Source organism: Streptomyces sp. 2114.4 (assembly GCF_900187385.1).
In the GTDB taxonomy this organism is placed as follows: domain Bacteria; phylum Actinomycetota; class Actinomycetes; order Streptomycetales; family Streptomycetaceae; genus Streptomyces; species Streptomyces mooreae.
In genome coordinates this window covers 393,432-412,990 of the sequence record NZ_FYEY01000001.1, presented here as the reverse complement: position 1 = coordinate 412,990, position 19,559 = coordinate 393,432, and the positions used below count along the sequence as shown (strand labels likewise).

General features: G+C 69.9%; 18 protein-coding genes. 10 read left to right on the top strand and 8 right to left on the bottom strand.

The genetic code is table 11. From position 1 onward, the window contains the following. The first annotated feature begins 34 nt into the window (after positions 1 to 34). The 3 genes from CFW40_RS01830 to CFW40_RS01820 are packed head-to-tail and all read left to right on the top strand — an operon-like array spanning position 35 to position 3,011. Positions 35 to 1,114 carry an ABC transporter substrate-binding protein gene (locus CFW40_RS01830; protein WP_176956606.1) on the top strand — a complete coding sequence of 360 codons (1,080 nt, stop codon included), beginning with the start codon at positions 35 to 37 and terminating at the stop codon, positions 1,112 to 1,114. A 14-nt stretch (positions 1,115 to 1,128) separates the two neighbouring features. After that, a complete protein-coding gene (locus CFW40_RS01825) occupies positions 1,129 to 2,199 on the top strand; it encodes an iron ABC transporter permease (protein ID WP_176956720.1) in 1,071 nt (356 codons plus the stop codon). Continuing rightward, positions 2,196 to 3,011, top strand: a complete 816-nt coding sequence (locus CFW40_RS01820) for an ABC transporter ATP-binding protein (RefSeq protein ID WP_088796068.1) — start codon at positions 2,196 to 2,198, stop codon at positions 3,009 to 3,011. The genes CFW40_RS01825 and CFW40_RS01820 overlap by 4 nt, the downstream gene beginning before the upstream one ends. A gap of 61 nt (positions 3,012 to 3,072) precedes the next feature. On the opposite strand, the gene CFW40_RS01815 is transcribed toward CFW40_RS01820, so the two are convergent. Further along, positions 3,073 to 3,288 carry a heavy-metal-associated domain-containing protein gene (locus tag CFW40_RS01815; RefSeq protein ID WP_088796067.1) on the bottom strand — a complete coding sequence of 72 codons (216 nt, stop codon included), beginning with the start codon at positions 3,286 to 3,288 and terminating at the stop codon, positions 3,073 to 3,075. A 426-nt stretch (positions 3,289 to 3,714) separates the two neighbouring features. Here CFW40_RS01815 and CFW40_RS01810 point away from each other — a divergent pair, with 426 nt between their 5' ends. The 3 genes from CFW40_RS01810 (at position 3,715) to CFW40_RS01800 (ending at position 8,597) form a co-directional block, all read left to right on the top strand. After that, a complete protein-coding gene (locus CFW40_RS01810; protein WP_218136810.1) occupies positions 3,715 to 5,163 on the top strand; it encodes an MFS transporter in 1,449 nt (482 codons plus the stop codon). 16 nt (positions 5,164 to 5,179) lie between these two features. Beyond that, positions 5,180 to 7,006 (top strand): asparagine synthase (glutamine-hydrolyzing), encoded by a 1,827-nt coding sequence (gene asnB, locus CFW40_RS01805; RefSeq protein ID WP_088796066.1) that lies wholly within the window; start codon positions 5,180 to 5,182, stop codon positions 7,004 to 7,006. A 352-nt stretch (positions 7,007 to 7,358) separates the two neighbouring features. Then, positions 7,359 to 8,597, top strand: coding sequence for a hypothetical protein (locus CFW40_RS01800; protein ID WP_256992057.1), 1,239 nt, complete (start codon positions 7,359 to 7,361; stop codon positions 8,595 to 8,597). Here CFW40_RS01800 and CFW40_RS01795 read toward each other — a convergent pair. Both CFW40_RS01795 and CFW40_RS35970 read right to left on the bottom strand, forming a co-directional pair. Then, complete coding sequence (locus tag CFW40_RS01795; protein ID WP_256331646.1) at positions 8,581 to 10,338, bottom strand: asparagine synthase-related protein; 1,758 nt, start codon at positions 10,336 to 10,338, stop codon at positions 8,581 to 8,583. The genes CFW40_RS01800 and CFW40_RS01795 overlap by 17 nt on opposite strands. 67 nt (positions 10,339 to 10,405) lie before the next feature. Continuing rightward, complete coding sequence (locus CFW40_RS35970) at positions 10,406 to 11,029, bottom strand: lasso peptide biosynthesis B2 protein (protein ID WP_256331647.1); 624 nt, start codon at positions 11,027 to 11,029, stop codon at positions 10,406 to 10,408. 538 nt (positions 11,030 to 11,567) lie between these two features. Between CFW40_RS35970 and CFW40_RS01785 the strand changes: the two genes are divergently transcribed. Continuing rightward, the gene (locus CFW40_RS01785) at positions 11,568 to 12,452 is read left to right on the top strand and encodes a DUF6424 family protein (protein WP_088796064.1); all 885 of its coding nucleotides are present in this window, start codon (positions 11,568 to 11,570) and stop codon (positions 12,450 to 12,452) included. A gap of 50 nt (positions 12,453 to 12,502) precedes the next feature. Here CFW40_RS01785 and CFW40_RS01780 read toward each other — a convergent pair whose 3' ends face one another. The 3 genes from CFW40_RS01780 to CFW40_RS36930 all read right to left on the bottom strand — a co-directional run bounded on the left by CFW40_RS01780 (position 12,503) and on the right by CFW40_RS36930 (position 14,771). Beyond that, positions 12,503 to 12,751 carry a hypothetical protein gene (locus CFW40_RS01780; RefSeq protein ID WP_088796063.1) on the bottom strand — a complete coding sequence of 83 codons (249 nt, stop codon included), beginning with the start codon at positions 12,749 to 12,751 and terminating at the stop codon, positions 12,503 to 12,505. Then, the gene (locus CFW40_RS01775) at positions 12,748 to 14,085 is read right to left on the bottom strand and encodes a S8 family serine peptidase (protein ID WP_088796062.1); all 1,338 of its coding nucleotides are present in this window, start codon (positions 14,083 to 14,085) and stop codon (positions 12,748 to 12,750) included. Before CFW40_RS01775 ends, CFW40_RS01780 begins: the two co-directional genes overlap by 4 nt. A 524-nt stretch (positions 14,086 to 14,609) precedes the next feature. Continuing rightward, complete coding sequence (locus CFW40_RS36930) at positions 14,610 to 14,771, bottom strand: hypothetical protein (RefSeq protein ID WP_176956607.1); 162 nt, start codon at positions 14,769 to 14,771, stop codon at positions 14,610 to 14,612. A gap of 210 nt (positions 14,772 to 14,981) precedes the next feature. Between CFW40_RS36930 and CFW40_RS01770 the strand changes: the two genes are divergently transcribed. Beyond that, positions 14,982 to 15,698, top strand: coding sequence for a DUF998 domain-containing protein (locus CFW40_RS01770; RefSeq protein WP_176956608.1), 717 nt, complete (start codon positions 14,982 to 14,984; stop codon positions 15,696 to 15,698). 136 nt (positions 15,699 to 15,834) lie between these two features. Here the strand turns inward: CFW40_RS01770 and CFW40_RS01765 are convergent, their stop codons facing one another. Next, a complete protein-coding gene (locus tag CFW40_RS01765; RefSeq protein ID WP_176956609.1) occupies positions 15,835 to 16,329 on the bottom strand; it encodes a cupin domain-containing protein in 495 nt (164 codons plus the stop codon). 81 nt (positions 16,330 to 16,410) lie between these two features. Between CFW40_RS01765 and CFW40_RS01760 the strand changes: the two genes are divergently transcribed. After that, positions 16,411 to 17,262 carry a LysR family transcriptional regulator gene (locus CFW40_RS01760; protein ID WP_256331648.1) on the top strand — a complete coding sequence of 284 codons (852 nt, stop codon included), beginning with the start codon at positions 16,411 to 16,413 and terminating at the stop codon, positions 17,260 to 17,262. A 162-nt stretch (positions 17,263 to 17,424) separates the two neighbouring features. Here CFW40_RS01760 and CFW40_RS01755 read toward each other — a convergent pair whose 3' ends face one another. Next, positions 17,425 to 18,396, bottom strand: a complete 972-nt coding sequence (locus CFW40_RS01755; protein ID WP_088796058.1) for a LysR family transcriptional regulator — start codon at positions 18,394 to 18,396, stop codon at positions 17,425 to 17,427. 71 nt (positions 18,397 to 18,467) lie between these two features. Between CFW40_RS01755 and CFW40_RS01750 the strand changes: the two genes are divergently transcribed. Further along, positions 18,468 to 19,382: a 4-hydroxy-tetrahydrodipicolinate synthase gene (locus CFW40_RS01750; protein ID WP_088796057.1), complete on the top strand. Its 915-nt coding sequence runs from the start codon at positions 18,468 to 18,470 to the stop codon at positions 19,380 to 19,382. Positions 19,383 to 19,559: the final 177 nt, after the last annotated feature.

Genomic DNA, 19,559 nt, shown 5'->3' with positions numbered 1-19,559 from the left:
CGTCCGCTTACCGAGTGGATCTGGGAGGGTATGGATGCGTTCTCGTGTGTGGGGCGGTACGGCGGCCGTTGTACTGGGCGGTCTGCTGGTCGCCGGCTGCGGCGGCTGGGAGAAGGACGCTGCGGACGGGAGCACCGGGGACGCCGGGAAGTCCGCAGGCGGGTCCTACCCGGTCTCCGTCACCGACTGCAAGGGCGCCAAGACCACCTTCTCCGGCGCCCCGAAGAGGATTGTCACGAGCAATGCCTCCAGCCTGGAACTGCTGCTCCGCCTCGGCGCCGGTGACAAGGTGATCGGCACCGGCTTCCCGCCGGGCAAGGGCACGCTGCCCGGCGCGCTGGATGCGCAGGGGCAGCAGGTGAAGGTGCTCAGCCGGAACGTGATCCCGAAGGAGAAGCTCCTCGGCTCCGGCGCCGACCTGTACATCGACACGTTCGCGTCCATGGGGGGCATGGGCGGAGGAGGGATGGGGGACGCGCCGACCGCGGAGGAGTTCGAAGCGGCCGGAATCAAGCACCTCTACCTGAAGTCCACCGCCTGCGCCGCGCAGGGCAAGGAGCCCGTGAGGGATCTGTCGGCGGTGGAGGCCGACATCACCTCACTCGGCGCGGTCACCGGTACGAGTGCCAAGGCGAAGGAGATCGTCGCCGGGATGAAGGAGAAGGTCGACGCGGTCCAGAAGGCGGTCGGCGGCACGGCGGCGGCCAAGCGGCCGGCGTACTTCTTCTTCGACTACGACGCCGGCACCAAGCAGCCCACCGTGGTCTGCAACCGCCAGGTCGCCAACGCGGTGATCACCCTGGCCGGCGCCCGCAACGCCTTCGCCGACTGCGAGGGCGACAACAAGCAGGTCGGCTGGGAGGACGTGATCGCCAAGAACCCGGACTGGATCCAGCTCGGCGTGCGCAACCGGGGCAGCGAGGCGGCGAACGAGAAGGCGTTCGACGAGGCCCAGAAGTGGCTGGAGACCAACCCGGCGACCAAGGGCCTGAAGGCGGTCAAGGAGGGCCACTTCCTGCGCATCGGTTCCGAGCCGACCACCATCGCCGGCGTCGAGAACGCCGAGACGGTCGAGAAGATCGCCAAGACCCTCTACCCGGGCAAGGTCGGCTAGCCGTGCTGTCCACGATGTCCGCGTCCCGCCGCAAGACCACCGACGGGAGGGCGGAGGCACGCAGTCTGCCCGCCGGGCCGCTGGCGTGCGTGCTCGGTGTCGCCCTCCTCGTCGCGCTGACCGCCGCCGTGGCCTGGGGCTCGACGTCCATCGCGCCCGGCGAGGTCTGGGGCGTGGTGTGGCGGCGACTGTCCGGTGAGGCCCCGCGGCCGGGCACGAACGACCTGATCGTGTGGCAACTGCGTGTTCCCCGCGCCGTGCTGGCTGCGCTCGTGGGCGCCGGACTCGGTGTCGTCGGTACGGCGGTGCAGGCGCTGGTGCGTAACCCGCTGGCCGACCCGTACCTGCTGGGCATCTCCAACGGAGCGTCCCTCGGAGCGGTGGCTTCCCTCGTCCTCGGCCTCGGCACGGGCGGGGTGCTCGGCTGGGGGCTGTCGGGTGCGGCCTTTGCCGGAGCCCTGGCCACCTTCGCTCTCGTCTGGGCCATCGCCCGGAGGGGCGGGGGGTTCGCGCCGCTGCGACTGGTGCTGGCCGGGGTGGCGATCGGCCAGTTCCTCTCCGGTTTCACGAGTTTTCTGGTGTTGCAGGCCGGAGATGAGCAGCAGACGCACAGTGTGCTGTTCTGGCTCATGGGCAGTCTGAGCGGCGCGAGCTGGCCGGTCCTGGCCATGCCCGCGATCGTGGTGCCGCTCGCCCTGCTGTGGCTCCAGGCGCGGGCCCGGGGGCTCAACGCCCTGATGATGGGCGACGAGACCGCGGCAGGGCTCGGCGTCCACGTCAGCCGGCTGCGCCGGGAACTGTTCACGGTGACCAGTGTGCTGACCGGCGTCCTGGTGGCGGTGTCCGGCGCGATCGCCTTCGTCGCACTGATGGTGCCGCACGTCTGCCGCCTGGTCGTCGGCGGCGACCACCGCCGCCTGTTGCCGGTCTCGGCGCTGTTCGGGGCGCTGCTCCTGGTGGTGGTCGACATCGTCTGCCGTACGGCGATGGACTCGCAGGAACTGCCGGTCGGCGTGGTCACCTCACTCCTCGGGGCTCCGGCCCTGCTGTACCTGCTGGACCGGCGCCTTGGGAGCGGCAGTTGAGAATCGACATCGAAGACCTGAGCGTCGCCTACGCCGGTCGTACGGTCGTGGCGGGGGCCCATCTGGTGGCGGCCGAGGGCGAGATCACCGGCCTGGTCGGACCGAACGGCAGTGGTAAGTCCACGCTGCTGCGTACTGTCTACCGGCACCTGAAGCCCACCGCCGGACGGGTTCTGCTGGCCGGTACCGACCTCCGCGAGCTGTCCGCGGTCCAGTCGGCCAGGCACGTCGCGGCGCTGCCGCAGGAGAGGCAGAGCGACTTCGAACTCACCGTCCACGAGGTCGTCGCGATGGGCCGCACACCGTACAAGCGGGCCTTCGCGGGGGATGACGCCACCGACCGGGACAGCGTCGCCCGAGCGCTCGCGGACGTGGGCCTGGCAGCGGCGGCCGGGCGCCGGTTCACGGCCCTGTCCGGCGGCGAACGCCAACGCGTCCTGCTGGCCCGTGCGTTCTGCCAGGACCCCGACGTGCTGGTGCTGGACGAGCCGACCAACCACCTTGACATCCGCCACCAGGTCGAACTCCTCGCCCTGCTGCGTGCCCAGCGCCGTACGACGCTGGTGTCACTGCACGACCTCAACGCTGCCGCCTCGGTGTGCGACCGACTGCACGTCCTGCACGCCGGAGCGGTGCTGGCCTCCGGACCACCGCGCGAAGTCCTCACTCCCGCCCTGCTGACCGAGGTGTTCGGCGTGCGGGCGGCTGTGGTCGACCACCCGCTCACCGGTGATCTGCTGATCGCCTTCGACCACCAGGCGCCGGCCGGCACGAAGACGCCTGCGTCGGCGGAGGTACCCACCGGCCGATGAACACGGCCACGGCCGGGCAGGAGGCGGCAACGTCCCGCCCGGCCCGTGGTGGGGTGCGGAATCAGGCGGCGACCGAGTCCGCGACGACGTAACCGGCCTCGACGATGGCGGCGCGCAGCCGCTCGTCATCGAGGTCCGTGCCGTGCACCGTGACGGTGTTCGCGGCGAGATCGACCACGACCTCGCTCACGCCCGGCACCTCGGAGACTTCTTCCGTCACGCTCGCCACGCAGTGCTCGCAGCTCATGCCGGTGACGTGGTACTGCTTCTGGGCCATGGGGGACTCCTGGGGGGCAGGGGCTTTCGCCGGTGTACGGATCCGCGGAGGGCGCGTGTTCAGGCCGACGCCCTCACCTCAGGAGTCGGCTGAGTGCAGTACGGAGTTCCACCGCCCTTACGGACAAGCCCGCCGACAGCCTCTGGGACCACCACGACGCGGACGGTGACTGGAGGCAGGACGGCCGGGTCCGTCAGCCGGCCTGGCTGCAGTCGTCGCTTCCGCGGCAGATGAACCCTCCGGGCAAGAACCAGCGCGCCCGCCGCCTCCCGATCCTGCCCGTCAGCGCTGACTCCGTCTTCGGAGGTCTGACCCTCCCTGTGGCGATGTTCTTGGACATCACCGGGAACTCACCGCATTTCCTCCCCGACCTATGGAGCGAGGCTGCTGCCCGGCAGCCCACCCGTGGCGGTGAGGGGGAGAAGGGTGACCAACGACGGTCCCGGTGCGGAACGGACCGGTCACATACCCAGGGGCGCGGACCGCTGGCCGCTGGTCGCCGTGGCGGGCGTGCTGGCGTTCGTGGCGATGCTCGACATGAACATCGTCAATGTGGCCCTGGCCGACATCGCCGAGGGTCTGCAGGTGTCCACGGCAACGGCTCAGTGGGCGGTGCTGAGCTATCAACTGGCCGTAGTGGCCCTGCTGTTGCCCGTCGGCAGCTGGCTCGACGGGGTGGCACTGCGCTCCGCCGTGCTGGCGGCGACCTGCGGCTTCGGCCTGTGCAGCGCCCTGGCCGCCGCGGCCCCCTGGATGACCTGGTTGATCGCCGCCCGTCTGCTGCAGGGCGCGTTCGGCGCGGCGCTGTTCGTGCTGATGCCGGTCCTCGCGCTCCGCTCCGTGCGACCGGAGCTGCGCGGACGGGCGATGAGTGTGCCCGCCACCCTGGGGCCGCTGGGCGCGGTGATCGGGCCCGCCGTGGGCGGAATACTGCTGGACCACCTGGGCTGGCGCTCCGTCTTCCTGGTGAAGATCCCCTTCTGTCTGCTCGCCCTGGCCGTGGTCTGGAGGGCGATGCCCCGGGACGGACTGCTGCGGGCTCCTGACCGCCGGTCGGTGGCCGACGCGCTGCTGGTGGCCGCGGGTGCCGCGATCGTGCTGCTGGCGTTGACGCTGGCGCCGGACGGCCCGGCCTGGCTGCTCCTCGCCCTCGCCGCCGTACCGCCGCTGTGGTGGTGGCTGCGCGGGCCGGGCGGGCGACCGGCGGCCGGCGCGCTCCGGACGCCGGGGCTGTTCCGGGCGCACGGGGCTGTGCTGACCCTCGCCGCCGGATTCGCCGCCATGTACTACGTCGTCGCCCTGCACCTCCAGCGCGATAACGGTCTCAGCGCCACCACGGCCGGGCTGACCGTGCTCGCCTTCCCCCTCGGGATGGCGGTGGCCGGGCCACTCGGCGGACGCCTCGCCGACCTCCCCCGAGCTCTCGGCTCCGCTCAAGCAGAGGGGACCCCCATCGGCGCCCGGCCGGTCGCGGTCACCGGCGCCGCCCTCACCGCCGTCGGCCTGCTCCTGCTGCTCCCGCTGGGCGACGGCTGGGCACCGCTGGACGTGGCCTGGCGGCTGGCGCTGGCGGGCGTCGGGCTGGGACTGAACGGCGGCCCGACCCAGGCGCTCGTCATGGGCGCGGCCCCACCGGACCGGATCGCGACCGTGGGGGCCACGGTGCAGCTCGCCCGCAGCCTCGGCTTCACCCTCGGCCCCGCGCTGGCCACCGCCGCCTGGGGGCTGACCGGACCTCATGAGGGCGTACGGGCCGCGCTCGCACTGGCCGCCATCGCCGCATGCCTGTCCGTACCCCTGCTCGCTCCGCCGCGCAGCAGGCCTGCATCCCTCCCCGAGAAGACGACCGACGCGGCGTCTTCCGCTCACGACTGACCCAGGAGGCACTTCTATGTGCGGCATCACCGGATGGGTGTCCTTCCACCACGACGCCCGCACCAGGGGCCCGGTGCTCGAAGCCATGACGGCCACCCTCACACCACGAGGCCCGGACGCGCACGGCGTCTGGCTCGGCGAGCACGCCGCGATCGGTCATCGCCGCCTGGCCGTCATCGACCCGGCCGGGGGCCTGCAGCCGATGACCGACCGGCCCGACCGCCCGACCACCGTGCTCAGCTACAGCGGCGAGGTGTACAACCACCACCAGCTGCGCGCTGAACTGCGCGGCCGGGGGCACCGCTTCCACACCCGCAGCGACACCGAGGTGGTGCTGCGCGCGTACGCCGAATGGGGTGCGGACCTGGCCGACCACCTGGAGGGCATGTTCGCCTTCGCCGTCTGGGACGACCGCGCGCAGCGGCTGCTGCTGGTACGCGACCGCCTCGGCGTCAAACCGCTGTTCTGGGCAGCCGTCGACGGCGGCCTGGCCTTCGCGTCCGAGCCCAAGGCCCTGTTCGCCCATCCGGAGATCCGGCCACGGGTGGACGCCGACGGGCTCCGGGAGGCGTACAGCCTGCTGTTCAACACCGGGCCGACGGTGTGGTCCGGGGTGCGCGAGGTGGAACCCGGCGGCCTGCTCGTGCTGGACCGCGACGGCATCCGCGAATCCCGCTACTGGCAGCTGGCGGCCGACGCTCACGACGACGACCGGGACACGGCCGTCGACCGGATCCGTGAGCTGGTCGGCACGGCCGCCCGCAGCCAGCTGGCGGCCGATGTCCCGCTGTGCAGCCTGTTGTCCGGCGGCCTCGACTCCACGGTCCTGACCGCGCTGCTCGCCGACGAACTCCGGCTGCGCGAGGGACCGGACGCCCGCATCCGCTCCTACGCCGTCGACTACAGCGACCAGGCCGAACAGTTCACCGGCGACGTCCTGCGCACCGGTCACGACACCCCGTACGCCGCCGAGGCCGGCACCTACATCGGCACCGAACACAGCACGGTCGTCCTCGACCCGCTCGCGCTGCTCGACCCCGAGCACCGCAGGGCGGTCGTGGTGGCAAGGGACTCACCGATCGGGGTCGGCGACATGGACACCTCCCTGTATCTGCTCTTCGGAGACATCCGCAAGCACTCCACCGTGGCCCTCTCCGGCGAGGCGGCGGACGAGGTGTTCGGCGGCTACCCCTGGTTCCACACCGCGAAGGCACTGAACGCGGCCACCTTCCCCTGGCTCCTCGTCACCGGCGACGAGGCCGCCATGCCGCTCAACCCGGCGCTCGACCTGCGCATCGGGGAGTTCCGCGAGGACACCTACCGCAGCGCGCTGGCCGCCGTACCGCACCGCGACGGCGAAAGCCCCGCCGAGCACCGGCAACGCGAGATGCAGCACCTGTCCCTGACCCGCTGGCTGCGTCAACTCCTGCACCGGAAGGACCGGTTGAGCATGGCGCAGGGGCTGGAGGTCCGCGTGCCCTACTGCGACCACCGCCTCGTCGAGTACGCCTTCGCCACGCCCTGGAAGCTGAAGAGCTTCGACGGCCGGGAGAAGAGCCTGCTGCGCGCCGCCGGGGCCGGGCTCGCGCCCGGCTCCGTGCTGCACCGGCCCAAGAACCACTACCCGGCCACCCACCACCCCGAGTACAACCGCGGCCTCCAGGACCTGGCCCGCGACGCCCTGGCCGCCGACCAGGTCCGCGCCCTGGCCGACGAGACCCACCTCAAACCCTGCCTGGACACCCCGCCCGACCGGCTGGAATGGGGCCACCGCCTCCGCCTCGAACGCGTCGTCGACCTGGCCCTGTGGCTGGACCACTACCGGCCCGAACTCGCCCTCTGAGGAGCCTGGGCCGGCGTCCACGGCCCTGCTGTCATGGCGCAGGCCAGACAGCAGAACGTGGAACACCTGCACCTGCACCAACGCGGAGAACCACACCTTCCCTCCCTCGCGGGAAGGCTGCTCCGGCTCGCACGTCCGGGGGTATCCGGATGGCGGCCTGATGGCTCGCCACGGAGGATGGTGGTCGAACCTTCGGCGCGGCGGCAGATCTGCCTGAGTCCGCGCTGTGCACGTGCAGCGCACGACCGGCGGCCTCAGGAGGTGATCGCGTGCGGACTTCCCCAGGGCTCACTCCCGTGCGCACCCGAAAATGAGACAGCCCTCGTTGAGAACCTGGCAGTCGCGGGTGACCGTGGCAGTGATCCTGCTGGTCCTCCTCATGACCACGCTGCTGCTGGCCCAGATCGGCCTTCAGGACTTCGTACATGATCTGACCTTCGTCGGTCGCCTCACCGGTGCCGTCCTTCTCGCGGTTTCCTTCACCACGCTCGTGGGCATCGCCGCGGTCCTGGACCACTGGATGCGGCGGAGCTTCACCTATTCCGGCCTGGTCGCGCTGATCGCCACGTTCGCGGCCTTTCTGACCAACGCCATGCTCCTGGCGCAGACGCTCAAAGACGGCGACTCCGTGGCCTACCCGGTGCTGTTCGCCCTGCTCACGGCGGGTGCGGCATACGCCGTCTTCGCGGTGTGGCGGACATCGGTCATGATCCCTGCTCCGAAACGGGTGGCCGCCGCGGTGATCGTCTCCTCTGTCATCGCGATCGCCAATTTCGGCTACCAGAACCTCTTTGAGCCGTACCAGCGACAAACCACGCCTCTCATCACGGTCTCCATGGGAAAGCCGGTACTGAGCAAAGACCGCACGGCATTCGCCGTACCGGTCGACATCACTATCCGGAACCACAGTGACGTGGGTTTCTACGTGCTCGGCGCCGAGTTCCACGCCATGGGAAAACAGGTGCCGCTGAGCCCGAAGGACCGGCTCCGCCGACAGTGGCGAAGCGATGCCGAGCAGTGGCCCAACTCCCCGGATGTGAGCCCGCTCTCCCGTCGGGAGATTCACCAGCCCGGCGAGTTGATCGAGGCAAAACCGTGGATGCAGCAGGGAAGTTGGGTGGAGTCGAACGACACCTACTCCACGCGAATGGTGGTGCAACTTCCCATCAACACGCCGTACGACCAGGTGGCTTTCTATGCCACCGCGAGCCTCGCGCGCAAGGACCGACTCGTGCTGGAGCCGCCGCTCAACTTCGTGGCGTACTCCTGGCGCAAGGCAAATGTCCCCGGATGGGTGAAGGAGCAACTGGAGAAGCAACAGAGTAGTGGCCTTGACTCTCTCATCTACCGTGCCAGGGTGCACGAGAACAATGCGCTCGACGAACACACAAGGGATCCACGTTTCATCACCGTCTACTGGCAGTTCGGTACGCACGGCGCGAACGTGTACTCATCCATTACGCGAAGAGGCGAGGAAAACCGCACCCTCACCCCGGCGGAACAGGGCGAGGTGTCGAGCCGGTACGGCCTCACCTCCCTGGTCACCGGGCCGGTGGAGCGAACCCTCTGGGACATCAAGAGCCAGCGCTGACGGGCACCGCCGCGCCGAGCGCGCCGGAACGCCGGTCCAGTCGCTCCAGCCAGGCCACCAGGGCGAGCGAGCTGTTCACACGGTCCCAGGAGTATGAGTCCCCCAGGCCCAGCTGGGCCTCCCGTACGGCCCGGCACAGCGTCTCGACGTCGAACATCTCCGCGATCAGCGGATGCCGGGCTGAGCGGCACAGGGCGATGAGTTCATCGCCGTGTCTCCGCAGGCCCCGGGCATAGAGGTCGTTGAAGGGCACCTTGACCACCCTGCCGTGGATCGGGGCGGGCAGGAGATCCGCCATGGCCGCACGGAGAACGGCCTTCGGACGGCCCGGCCGGAACGTGGCTGCGGCGGGCAGGCGGCTCATCGTGGCGACGACCTCCGCGTCGAGGAACGGGTGCGAGAGGAAGAACCCGTCCCGTCGTGCGCGCTGCCAGGACAGCAGGTCGGGAGCGGCGACGTAGTTGGCTGCGTCGTAGAGCGACCGTTCCGGCTTGCGCCCGAACATGAACCGGCTCTCCGCGATGCCCGCATCCCGGTAGCCGTGAGCGCGCGCGAATCCGGATCGCAGCCATCGGGGGCGGTTGAAGGTGCCGAGGCCGCCGAGCACCGTTCCGCCGCCGCGGAGCGCGGTGAGCCGTTCGGCTGCCAGCGGGAAGGCCGGCTGCACCACGTAGGCGCGGACGATGTCCCGCAAGCCCTGCTCGCTCTCCGCGGCCCAGGCACGTGCCTGCTCGGTCATCTGCCGGAGCGCTCCCGTGCGGGCCAGCCTGTGCAGGTGGAACGGGTTGGCGTCCGCGATCGGATCGGCCCCGCAACCGGTCAGGAGCGTGTCACAGCCCAGTTCCGCGGCCGCGGCGTGAAGCCTGGCCCAGAACGGGGCGCGGAAGGCGTGCGCATGAGGCTCGTCGGAGTCCCCCGCATGGTGCTGGAAGTCGTCGAAGTCGGCCACGTCGTCGGCATCGATGATCATCGGGCGGACCGCGGGTGTGTGACGGCGGATCTCCTCCATCGCGACGTCGAGGTACGGCTGCTCCGCGGCCAGCTCCCCTCGGGAGAAACGCCCGGCGAGCAGGACCAGGTCCCCGGCGCCGCCCCGTTCCGCGGCCAGCAGGCGTGCGGCGAGCAGCGCGACGCTGGTGGAGTCGGTGCCGCCCGAGACATGGCATGCCGTCGTCGTGCCCATGCGGCGTCCGACAGCATTCTCCAGCGCGCGACGCAACTCCTGCGCGGCACCATCGAGGCAGGAGCCGTCTGTGGTCCGCTCGGGCGGGTCGGTGGCCCGACGGGGGCGTCGCAACGTACGGCTGCGCAGCTGACCGGTGGGGGAGAGCTCGACCACCTCACCGCCGAGGACACGGTGCACCCCGGCGAAAGGGGTGAGGTCCGAGTGCGGTTGCGCCAGGTTCCCGGTGAGGTATCGACAGAAGTAGCGGGGTGCCAGCTCCGTGACGCTCCCCAGGCAGCGGACCGAGGTGCTGACGGCGCTCACACGGCCACCGCACTCCCTGAAGAACAGCGGGACGCGTGCCTGCTCGTCGCGCATCAGAAGGATGCGGTCGCGGTACACCAGAACAGCCGCGTAGTCGCCGGCCGGCACGGGCGGGGCGGCGCCCTGTCTGCCGGAGTCGTCGAGGAGGCCGCGCGCGCCCGCCGCCCGGTCACGGGCCGAGCCGACCCAGCCCACAACGGCAGCGGTGCCGGCCCGCGAGAAGACCGTCGTCACGAGTCCCTGACGTGTCATGGCCTCGCTCGTCCGGAGCCTCGGTGCCGGTGCGCCCCCGGCCCACTCGAGGCGGAGCGCTTCCACGTCACTGTCCTCCGCCGTCGATCAAGAGCACCGGTGTGAAGGTGTGCCCTCGCGGAACGGCATCGGGGACGCACAGGCCGCCCGAGGCCGTCCACGCGTGCAGAGCGAAGGGGTGTTCATGCACGCCGACGTGGAGTACCGCTTTCAGGCCACACCGCCGTAGCAGGACGAAGGCCGTCACTGCCTCGGACTTGCAGTCGCCGTTGACGAGCCAGCTTCTGCTGCTGTGTGACTGCACCGCTCGTTTCAGCCGTCCTACCTCCTCCGTGGAGGGGAGGTCCGCGCGGGCATAACCCGGGGCGGCCAAGGAGAGCAGCCGCAGGACGCGCCCGAATCCAAGGGTCCGGATCAGCAGGTGCACTCCACCCAGCCAGAGCCCGACGCGGACGTCCGGGGATTTCTTCCGGCGGCGCGTCGCGCACCCGGCACGCAGGAGACCGGTGACGAGTTCGGCGCGTTCCTCAGGGCTTCCGGAGGAGAATTTCTGGACTTCCGCCGTTGCCAATCCGAGAAAGCGCGTCCGTTTCCAGTCCGCGATCAGCGCTCCGTCGGAAAGCCGGGTGACACGGCAATGCGGTGACAGGATCCTCGCCATGGCTGCCAGGGCATCGGTTTCTTCTGCCACCGCATATCCTCCAGGGTCCACCGTGCGTGCGTGCGTGCACCATGCACGGTGTCAGTGCTGGTATCCGTGACCGTCGTAGAATCCACCGCTGAAGCCGTGGATCAGACTTCCGTTACCGAGAAGGACGAGCCGATGCGGCTTGCGACGCCGCAGCAATCGGGAGAACATCGCCTACCTCCAAAACCGTCAGCACATCAACTCCAGGCTACTCTCCGCCCGAAACATCAACTCCAGGCTACTCTCCCCCGAATGCCCCGCAACCGCGCTGCCGGACGCCAACCAGCCCATATCCAGCCCCCTTTCGGAGACCTCCAGCACCTTTCCGGACCGGTGACGAGACCCAGACCGCTGACGAGGCTTGTTGAAGACATCTCCGGTCATCGATCTCCGGTCGCGTCCGTAGTCATCGTTCTCCGGTCGCGTCCGTCCGGATGGCGGAGCACGATGGAAACAGGGGGAGTTTCGCCCCGCGAGCCGGTGGCTGGCCCGCCCGCGAGCCGGTGGCCGGCCCGTGAGGCCGAGCCAAGGAGAGTCAGCCATGGGCCGCCATCCTCAGCCCCGGCCGGGCGGCATCGAATCGGAAAACCATCCGTGGAAGATTCGTCTGGTCGAGCACCCGAAACGCTTTGAGTCGTCGCATTTCCGGGCCGCCAAAACGACAGCCCGGAAAATTCTTCACGCCATGGACGACGCCGACCTGCCCTACGGGCCCAGGCCGGTGGATCCGGACCAGGAGTCGAGTAATTCCGAGCGCTGGGAGATGCACCACGGCGGCAGCCTGTGGGTCAAGGGCTCCCGCGGCTGGCGCATGTACCGCGCCCGGGTCGGCATCGAATGGAGTATGCAGTTCTGCGCCGACCCCGGGAAAGTGGACCGGCTCCGGCAGGATGCCGCCGAATTGGTCGATGCCTTCCCGCTCACGCTGCCCGCCCTGGCGGAACTGGGCTACCAGCGCGCCGAGGAACTGCTGCGCACGCCGATCAGGGATGCTGACGGCGTCGAGGCGTGGACCGACTCCCTGTTCAACGCCTGCGTGCCCCTGAGTCACGGGAACCACCAGGGCATCCTTCCCAGCGTGCCCGGAGAACACCACTACCCCTGGCCGGTGAAGGGCGCGGACTTCGTCCGGTACGAGGACTTCCAGCTGTGGGTGACCCTGCCGGACGGCACTCACGGTGCCGTCGCGCCGGTGGACCGCCGCGGCTCCGGTGACGGGCACGTCCGCCTGGCCTTCGTCCCCGAAGGAAGCGCCGCCGCCCCCGCGGTCGCCGAGGCGCAGGACCGCGGGTTGATGGCCGTCGTGCCTCCGGACAGCGAGGTGGCCCTGCAAGCCTTCGCTCAGCAGGTCCCGCCGGACCGGCACACCGCCTCCGGTCCGCTGTCGTCCGACGCGACACGGCGCGGCAGCGACACCGTCGGCTAGAGAGACAGGGGTCGGCCAGAGACAGGGGTCGGCCAGAGACAGGGCAAGGCTTACTGGATGGGGGAGTCGGGCGGGGGAAGGTGGATGGTGCGCTCCCGGTCGACGGATTCGACGCCGTCGACCGCCTCCAGGGCCGGTATCCGGTTTTCCGCGACGGTGCCGGAGAGCGTGCCGAGGGCCGCCTGTTTGCCCGTGACCGTCAGCCCGGCCCGCCGCAAGGCCTGCACCACTTCCGCGAACCGGCCGGGGTCGACCGCGAGGATGACCCCGACCGGCGCGGACCGGGAGGACTCGATCACGGCGCCTGCAGCAGACCCGAGCCGACGTCCCTGACGGGTTGCGTCAGCGGGAAGGCACCGGACATCAGACTGACTTTGAGTTCGGCCGCAGAAGCGTTGGGGCTTGCCTGGGCGAGCAATGCCAGGACGCCCGCGACGTGCGGTGTGGCCATGCTGGTGCCGCTCATGACCTGGTACCCGCCGCCAGGGGCAGCCGAGTGCACGTCCCTGCCCGGCGCGGCGATGTTGACCTCGCCACCCTGCCCGTTGATGCCGCCGTTGGAGAAGAACGATGGCGTGAGTGCCTTGTCGAGCGCGCTCACCGCGAGGATGGAGGGGCAGTTGGCGGGCCGGCTGACGGGCCGGATCTCCGGGGGCCGATGGCTGTCGTTGCCCGCGGCAGCGACGATCACCGTCCCGCGTTCGAGCGCGCGCTGGGCCAGCTTCTCGTATGTCTGCGGGAAGAGCTCGCCGGGCCGGACCTGAGCGCCGAGCGACATGGAGATCACCCGCGCACCGTGGGCGACGGCCCAGGCCATGCCCGCCAGGATCTGGCCGTCGGTGCCGCTGCCCGTCGAGTTGCTGAGGACCTTCGCCGCGAGGATCTTGGCGTCACAGGCCACACCGTAGCGGGGCCCCTGCCGGGGGTTGGCCGCACCGGCAGCGGTGCCGATGCAGTGCGTGCCGTGGCCGTGGCCGTCCTCGACGGTCTCGCCCGGTACGAAGGAGACCGTTGCCTCGATGCGCCCGGCCAGGTCCGGGTGGTGGGTGTCCACGCCGCTGTCGAGGACGGCGATCTTCACATCGCGTCCGGTCAGGCTGGACAGATTGGCCCGGATCGCCTGCAGGCCCCAGGTCCATTTCTGCTCGTCCACGGCCGGGCCCTGGGCGGCGGCGATTTCGGCCCTGGTGTGATGGGCGACCACTTCCTCGTCGCTGCGGTAGGCCGGGAAGAACTCGGTCGGCGCCTGCTGCGGAGCGGTGATCGGCGAGGCGTAGACCATGCGCTCCGGCTCTGCCGCGATGATCGAGGATTCCGCCTCGGCCGTGGTCACCAGCGCGTGGCGCTGTTCGGGCCGTACCTCGACGACGGCGGCGCCGAGTTCCTCGAAGAGCACCGAGACGTCGGGGCGCTCAAGGAGTTCGGCGACGTGCGCGGCATCGGTTCCCCGGACACGTTCGACGGACGCGATGTCGGCGGAGGAACGCAGTGCGTTGAGCCCGCTCTCCTGGTCGCTCGGGTCGAGCAGGACCACGTATCGACCTGTGTACTCCGTGCCCTGCCCCGTGACGGGGCCATTGGGGTGACCGGGACGCTCGCCGAAGGCGCGCCTCCCCATGGGTCCGTTCGCCATTGATTTTCCCGCTCTCTGTGCGCTTCCGGTTCGTGGACGCGCGTCGATTCACGGAGTATCAGGCGCCAGGGATGGTGGGCGCGGATCAGTCGCGTATCGACGCGTAACGCCGTCGCCTGCAAGGCTGTCCCATGCCAGGCCGTCGGCATGCTCCCCCCGTAAGACCGTCTCACCGGGCGCGACGGCCCGCAACACAGCGCCACCACCCATGGCAGGAGAGCGCCCGCCCTTCACTGACCGGTGATGGCGACGGCGCGTTCGTCTGCATCTGCGATCGGGGGCCGACACCTGGCTCGGGCGCCCCGTCTGGCTCGGACGGGTTGGTGCTCCGCACGCTCCTGCCGCAACCTGGCCTCGTCACCGACAGACCGCGCACCGGCCTCAGCAGCCGCACGTGCCTCGGGAGGGCGTCGCAACATGGCGGAGCGATCGCCCATCGTCTACCTGCGGGGATATGCCGGTCCGCCGAGCGGTGTGGACAAGCAGGTCGACGACCCGTTCCACGGGCTCAACAGTGGCGAAGTTCATGCGATGTCCCGCATCCCGGACCGCAGCGCTATCCGCTTCGTCCATGCCACCGACATCGAGGATGGGTTCGCCGGTTCGCCGCCGGCACCCAGAACCCGGGCAACCACATCCACCACCAGGCATACCGGGCCGCGTGGGCCGGTGAGCGACAGCATCACGGGCTGCACCGTACCTTCGGGCCCCTCGGCACGCCTCCCCCGAAATAGCCAGTACCGGCTCCCCCTACGGGGGCTCCGAATTCCCCCCTCGTAGCGATGCGCAGGAGCACCGTCGTCTGAAAAAGTTCACAACAGAAACGTAAATGATTCGGCGCTTGAAAGGCCATGATGAAAACAAGATCCGCGTCGCACTCTGCATACCGTACCTCCGTGACAACAAGGATCGGTGCGGCCGCATGGATCGTTGCCGTCGTGCAGTTCCTCGTCGTTCAACTGGTCGTGGAGGCCGGCTGGCGGACTCCCTACAGCTGGGCGGAGAACAACATCAGCGATCTCGGCAATATCAGCTGCCGAATCTGGGACGACTCCCGCCCTCGGTATGTGTGTTCGCCGCTGCACGACGTCATGAACGCCGGGTTCGCCGTGCACGGAGTACTGCTGTTCGTCGGCATACTGCTGGCCGGATCCTGCTGGGGTCGTGGTGGGATATCGGTAAGTTCCCGAATTCTGCTCGTGATCAGTGCCGGTGGGTGGGTTCTGGTCGGCGTTGTTCCTGCAGACGTCGACGAGAATCTTCATGTAGTCGGTGCACTCCTCATCATGGGACTGGGGAATCTTGGGCTCCTCCTCACCGGATTTTCCCCCCGCGGCTCTCTCTTCGGCGAACTGCGGAGCGTAACCCTCTCCATAGCTGTCGTCGCGGTGTTCGCGGCATGGATGTTCTTCGGTCAGCACGACCCCGGAATCGGGATGGGCAGCCTGGAACGGATCGCCGCCTGCGCGCTGGACGCGTGGACCCTCGTCATGGCCCTCGCCATACTTCGTGCCCGCCGCCCGGACACCGCGGGCAAGATGACGACTCTTCGAAGCGATCGCGCGGGCGCGAGAAGTGACGACGCGTTGTTGGGGCCGTCCACGCAGAGGTAAGGGGACGGCCGGCCCCTGTTCGAGAAGCGGGTCAGTGGGACCCCATCGCGAGCGCGCTGGGCATCGCGTGCTGATTCCTCCAGCGCGGCATCAAGTCCAGCGGCGGCTGCGGCTCAAAGGGTGGTGCTGCCGTGCGTCAGGTGAAGTCGGCGGCGGGCGTGGTCGCGTAGCGGCTCATCGCGTCGATGCCGGCCTTTGGCGTCAGCGATCGGTCGGTGGCGAGCACATCCTGGAGGTCTCGGAAGTACTGCACGTACAGATCGGGGGTGAATGTGCTGAGCATGACGGCGGGTTGGTCGGTCGGGTTGGCGAAGGTGTGCGGGGTGCCGGGCGGAACCAACACGAACGTGCCCACGGAAGCGTCATGGTCCTCGTCCCCGACGGTGAACCGCACGGTGCCGGACAGGATGTAGAAGCCCTCGTCGTGTTCGGCATGGCGGTGCTGCGGTGGCCCCTGGGTGTGCGGGGCGAGGACGGACTCGGCTATCGCGAGGCGGTGTCCGGTGCCGCTGCCGTCCTCAAGGATGCGCATGCGTGTGGGACCCAGGACGATGGTCTCGCCGTCGCCGGGACCGACCACCGATACGGCGGGTCCGGCCTGCGGCTCACTGGTCTTTGCTTCTTCGGTCATGCCCACAAGTGCACGGCCAAGGCCCCGCGATTGTCCAAGACCCATTCCGCGGCGCCGATACCTCGTGGGTATCGTTGCAGCGTGGAGCTACGTACCTTGCGCTACTTCGTGGCCGTCGCCGAGGAACTCCACTTCGGCCGCGCCGCAACCCGACTGCACATGAGTCAGCCGCCATTGAGTCGGGCGATCAAGCAGTTGGAGGCCGACGTCGGGGCCCTGCTGTTCGTCCGCTCGGCCGCCGGCGTCACGCTCACCCCCGTCGGTGCGGTGTTGCTCGACGAGGCGCGGGCGCTGCTCGACCACGCCGACCGCGTCCGCGTACGCGTGAGCGCGGCGGCCGGCGCCTCAACCATCACCGTGGGCATCCTGGGCGACGGCACCGACCCGGCAGCGGCCAGGCTGGCGGCCGCATACCGCCGACGCCACCCCGGCATCGACATCCGCATCCGCGACACCGACCTGACCGACCCGACCTGCGGACTGCGCACCGGGCTGGTCGATGTCGCCCTGACCCGGGCGCCGTTCGACGAGACTGCCCTGACCGTGCGTGAGCTGCGGGCGGATCCGGTCGGCGTGGTCCTGCGCGCCGACGATCCGCTGGCTCATCACGACCGACTACAGCTGGCGGACCTGAAGGACCGGCGCTGGTTCCAGTTCCCACAGGGGACCGACCCCGTCTGGCAGTCGTACTGGAACGGCGGCAGCTCGCGCGAGGGCCCGGTGGTGCGCGCCGTCCAGGAATGCCTGCAGGCCGTGCTGTGGAACGGCACGGTCGGCCTGGCCCCGCTCGGACACGACCTGCACGCGGAGCTGGTCGCGGTGCCGCTGACCGACATGGCGCCGAGCCGAGTGGTGGCGGTGTGGAACAAAGGCGACACCAACCCGTTGATCCGGTCCTTCATCGAGGCCGCGACAGTCGCGTACCGAGACTGAGCGCCGGCAATCAGCGCGCAAACGCCCCACCCGAGGCATTCGCGTGGGTACCTGGCGTGCTGGACGGGTGCCGCGGCGAGTTCCGCACGCCTCTCGTCGGCGAGCTCGTCGCCGACGTGGGCGGGCTCCGGCGCGGAGCAGGGGCAACGAGACGGGGCGCGGTCACGGTGCGGAGTCCGCACGGCGCAAGCCCGTACGGCGCGTCGCGGCCTGCTCATCGAGCCGCGAGCCGGTCATGCAGCGCACTGCCGCACTTGCCGCGGCCACGAAGGCGGCGATCGCCGGGTGCGTACCGCCGCCGGCGCGGAAGGCGACCTTCGACCGGCGGAACAACGGCAACTTGGTCAACACCACGCCTTCGGGGCTTTGCGCAGTGGCCATCTCCGGTACAAAACCGGCTCCTTGTCCGGTGGCGGCCAGGGCCAGCACGGTGCGGAAATCGTTGACCTGGTGGCGGATCCTCGGCTGGAACCCGGCTGCCTGGCAGGCCCGTACGGCCATCGCGTGACCGGTCGTGCCGTCCCGTGCGGTGATCCACGGGGCCTCGGCGTAGGGTCCGAGCAACGTGGCCAGGGTGTCGCTGCGGCTGGATTTCTCGGGCGCGGTGTTGGTGACGAGGTACATCGGCTCTTCCAGCAGGGGCACCTCGTCCACGGTGGTGTCCGGTGAGGCGGGTACGAAGTCGTAGTCGTGGACGAGGGCGACGTCGAGTTCGCCGGCTCGCAGGCCGTCGGACACACGGGCGGAGTCGATTTCTTGCACCATCGGTTCCAGTGCGGGATGCCGCTGAGCCAGCTCGGCCAGCGTGGCGGGCACGATGGTGTGGCCGCCGGAGGGGAAGGTTCCGATACGTAGCGGCCCGCCGATGCCGTCCCGGGCGCCGGCCAGCTCGGCGACGGCCAGCTCAAGGCGTTGCAGCACGGCGTCGGCGTGTGCGACGAGAGACCGGCCGGCGGGCGTGAGGACCACACGCCTGCCGCTGCGTTCCAGCAAAGGCACGCCTGCCTCGCGCTCCAGCACACCCAGCTGCTGGGAGACGGCGGATGCGGTGAAAGTCAGCGCCTCGGCCACGGCGGCGATCGTGCCCCGGCGGTCCAGTTCGCGAAGCAGGTGGAGACGACGAACATCGAGCATAAGCTCAGCTTAGGCATAGAGGTAGAAATCAGAAATGGATCTACCGGGTCGGTGTGAGCCAGGCTTGGACCATGAACCCCGAGCCGGCCTTCAACGGCCTCTACGTCCCCTTGGTGACCCCGTTCACCACCGACCTGCGCCTGGCCCCCGATACGCTGGCCCGACTCGCCGACGAGGCGCTGTCGGCCGGCGCCTCCGGGCTCGTCGCCCTCGGCACCACCGCGGAATCGGCCACATTGACCGCGGAGGAGAAGCAGACCGTGGTGCGCATCTGCTCGGCCGCCTGCCGAGCACACGGCGCCCCGCTGATCGTCGGAGTCGGCACCAATGACACCGCCGCCGCCATTACGTCGCTGCGCGAGCTGGCGGCCACCGGCGACGTAGCTGCGGCGCTGGTTCCCGCCCCGCCGTACATCCGGCCCGGCGAAGCCGCGACACTGGCGCATTTCACCGCGCTGGCCGAACACGGCGGCATGCCGCTGATCGTGTACGACATCCCCTACCGCACGGGACAGACTCTCAGCGCCGGCACGATCGCGGCGCTCAGCCGACTGCCGGGGATCGTCGGGATCAAGCACGCGACCGGCGTGATCGACGCGACCACGGTGCAGGTGCTCGGCGCCCCTCAGCCCGGCTTCGCCGTGCTCGGCGGCGACGACGTCGTCCTCTCACCGCTCGTCGCTGCGGGCGCCCACGGCGGAATCGTCGCATCGGCCAACCTGCGCACCGCCGACTACGCCGAACTGATCTCGTTGTGGCATCGCGGCTCCGCCGCACCCGCCCGCAGACTCGGCGCCGAGCTGGCCCGGCTGTCCGCTGCCCTCTTCGCCGAACCGAACCCCACAGTGATCAAGGGAGTACTGCACGCCCAGGAACGCATTCCCAGCCCGGCCGTCCGGATGCCGCTGCTGGCCGCCTCAGCCGGTACGGTCCACCGAGCGGCACTCCTGGCCGGCAGTCGTGCCCGCCAGGTGGCCCCAGCCTGACCTGAGGTCTGCGAGCGCGTGCGGAGCGTGTGGACGGGGACTGCCGGCACGCCCCCGCCGCCGCTCCGCGAACCGTCCCCTCGGGCATGCGCCGCGCCGGACGGACCTGCTGACGCGGCGACGCGTCACCACCGGGCCGGCCCCCTGCCCTGCCGGGGGGAACAGGCCGGAGGAACA

Excerpts from the sequence above, each read along its gene's own strand:
- CFW40_RS01765 (WP_176956609.1), bottom strand. The coding sequence starts at position 16,329 with ATGACCGAAGAAGCAAAGACCAGTGAGCCGCAGGCCGGACCCGCCGTA.
- CFW40_RS01785 (WP_088796064.1), top strand. The coding sequence starts at position 11,568 with ATGGGCCGCCATCCTCAGCCCCGGCCGGGCGGCATCGAATCGGAAAAC.
- CFW40_RS01755 (WP_088796058.1), bottom strand. The coding sequence starts at position 18,396 with ATGCTCGATGTTCGTCGTCTCCACCTGCTTCGCGAACTGGACCGCCGG.
- CFW40_RS01775 (WP_088796062.1), bottom strand. The coding sequence starts at position 14,085 with ATGGCGAACGGACCCATGGGGAGGCGCGCCTTCGGCGAGCGTCCCGGT.
- CFW40_RS01795 (WP_256331646.1), bottom strand. The coding sequence starts at position 10,338 with ATGACACGTCAGGGACTCGTGACGACGGTCTTCTCGCGGGCCGGCACC.
- asnB (WP_088796066.1), top strand. The coding sequence starts at position 5,180 with ATGTGCGGCATCACCGGATGGGTGTCCTTCCACCACGACGCCCGCACC.
- CFW40_RS01815 (WP_088796067.1), bottom strand. The coding sequence starts at position 3,288 with ATGGCCCAGAAGCAGTACCACGTCACCGGCATGAGCTGCGAGCACTGC.
- CFW40_RS01830 (WP_176956606.1), top strand. The coding sequence starts at position 35 with ATGCGTTCTCGTGTGTGGGGCGGTACGGCGGCCGTTGTACTGGGCGGT.
- CFW40_RS01750 (WP_088796057.1), top strand. The coding sequence starts at position 18,468 with ATGAACCCCGAGCCGGCCTTCAACGGCCTCTACGTCCCCTTGGTGACC.
- CFW40_RS01825 (WP_176956720.1), top strand. The coding sequence starts at position 1,129 with ATGTCCGCGTCCCGCCGCAAGACCACCGACGGGAGGGCGGAGGCACGC.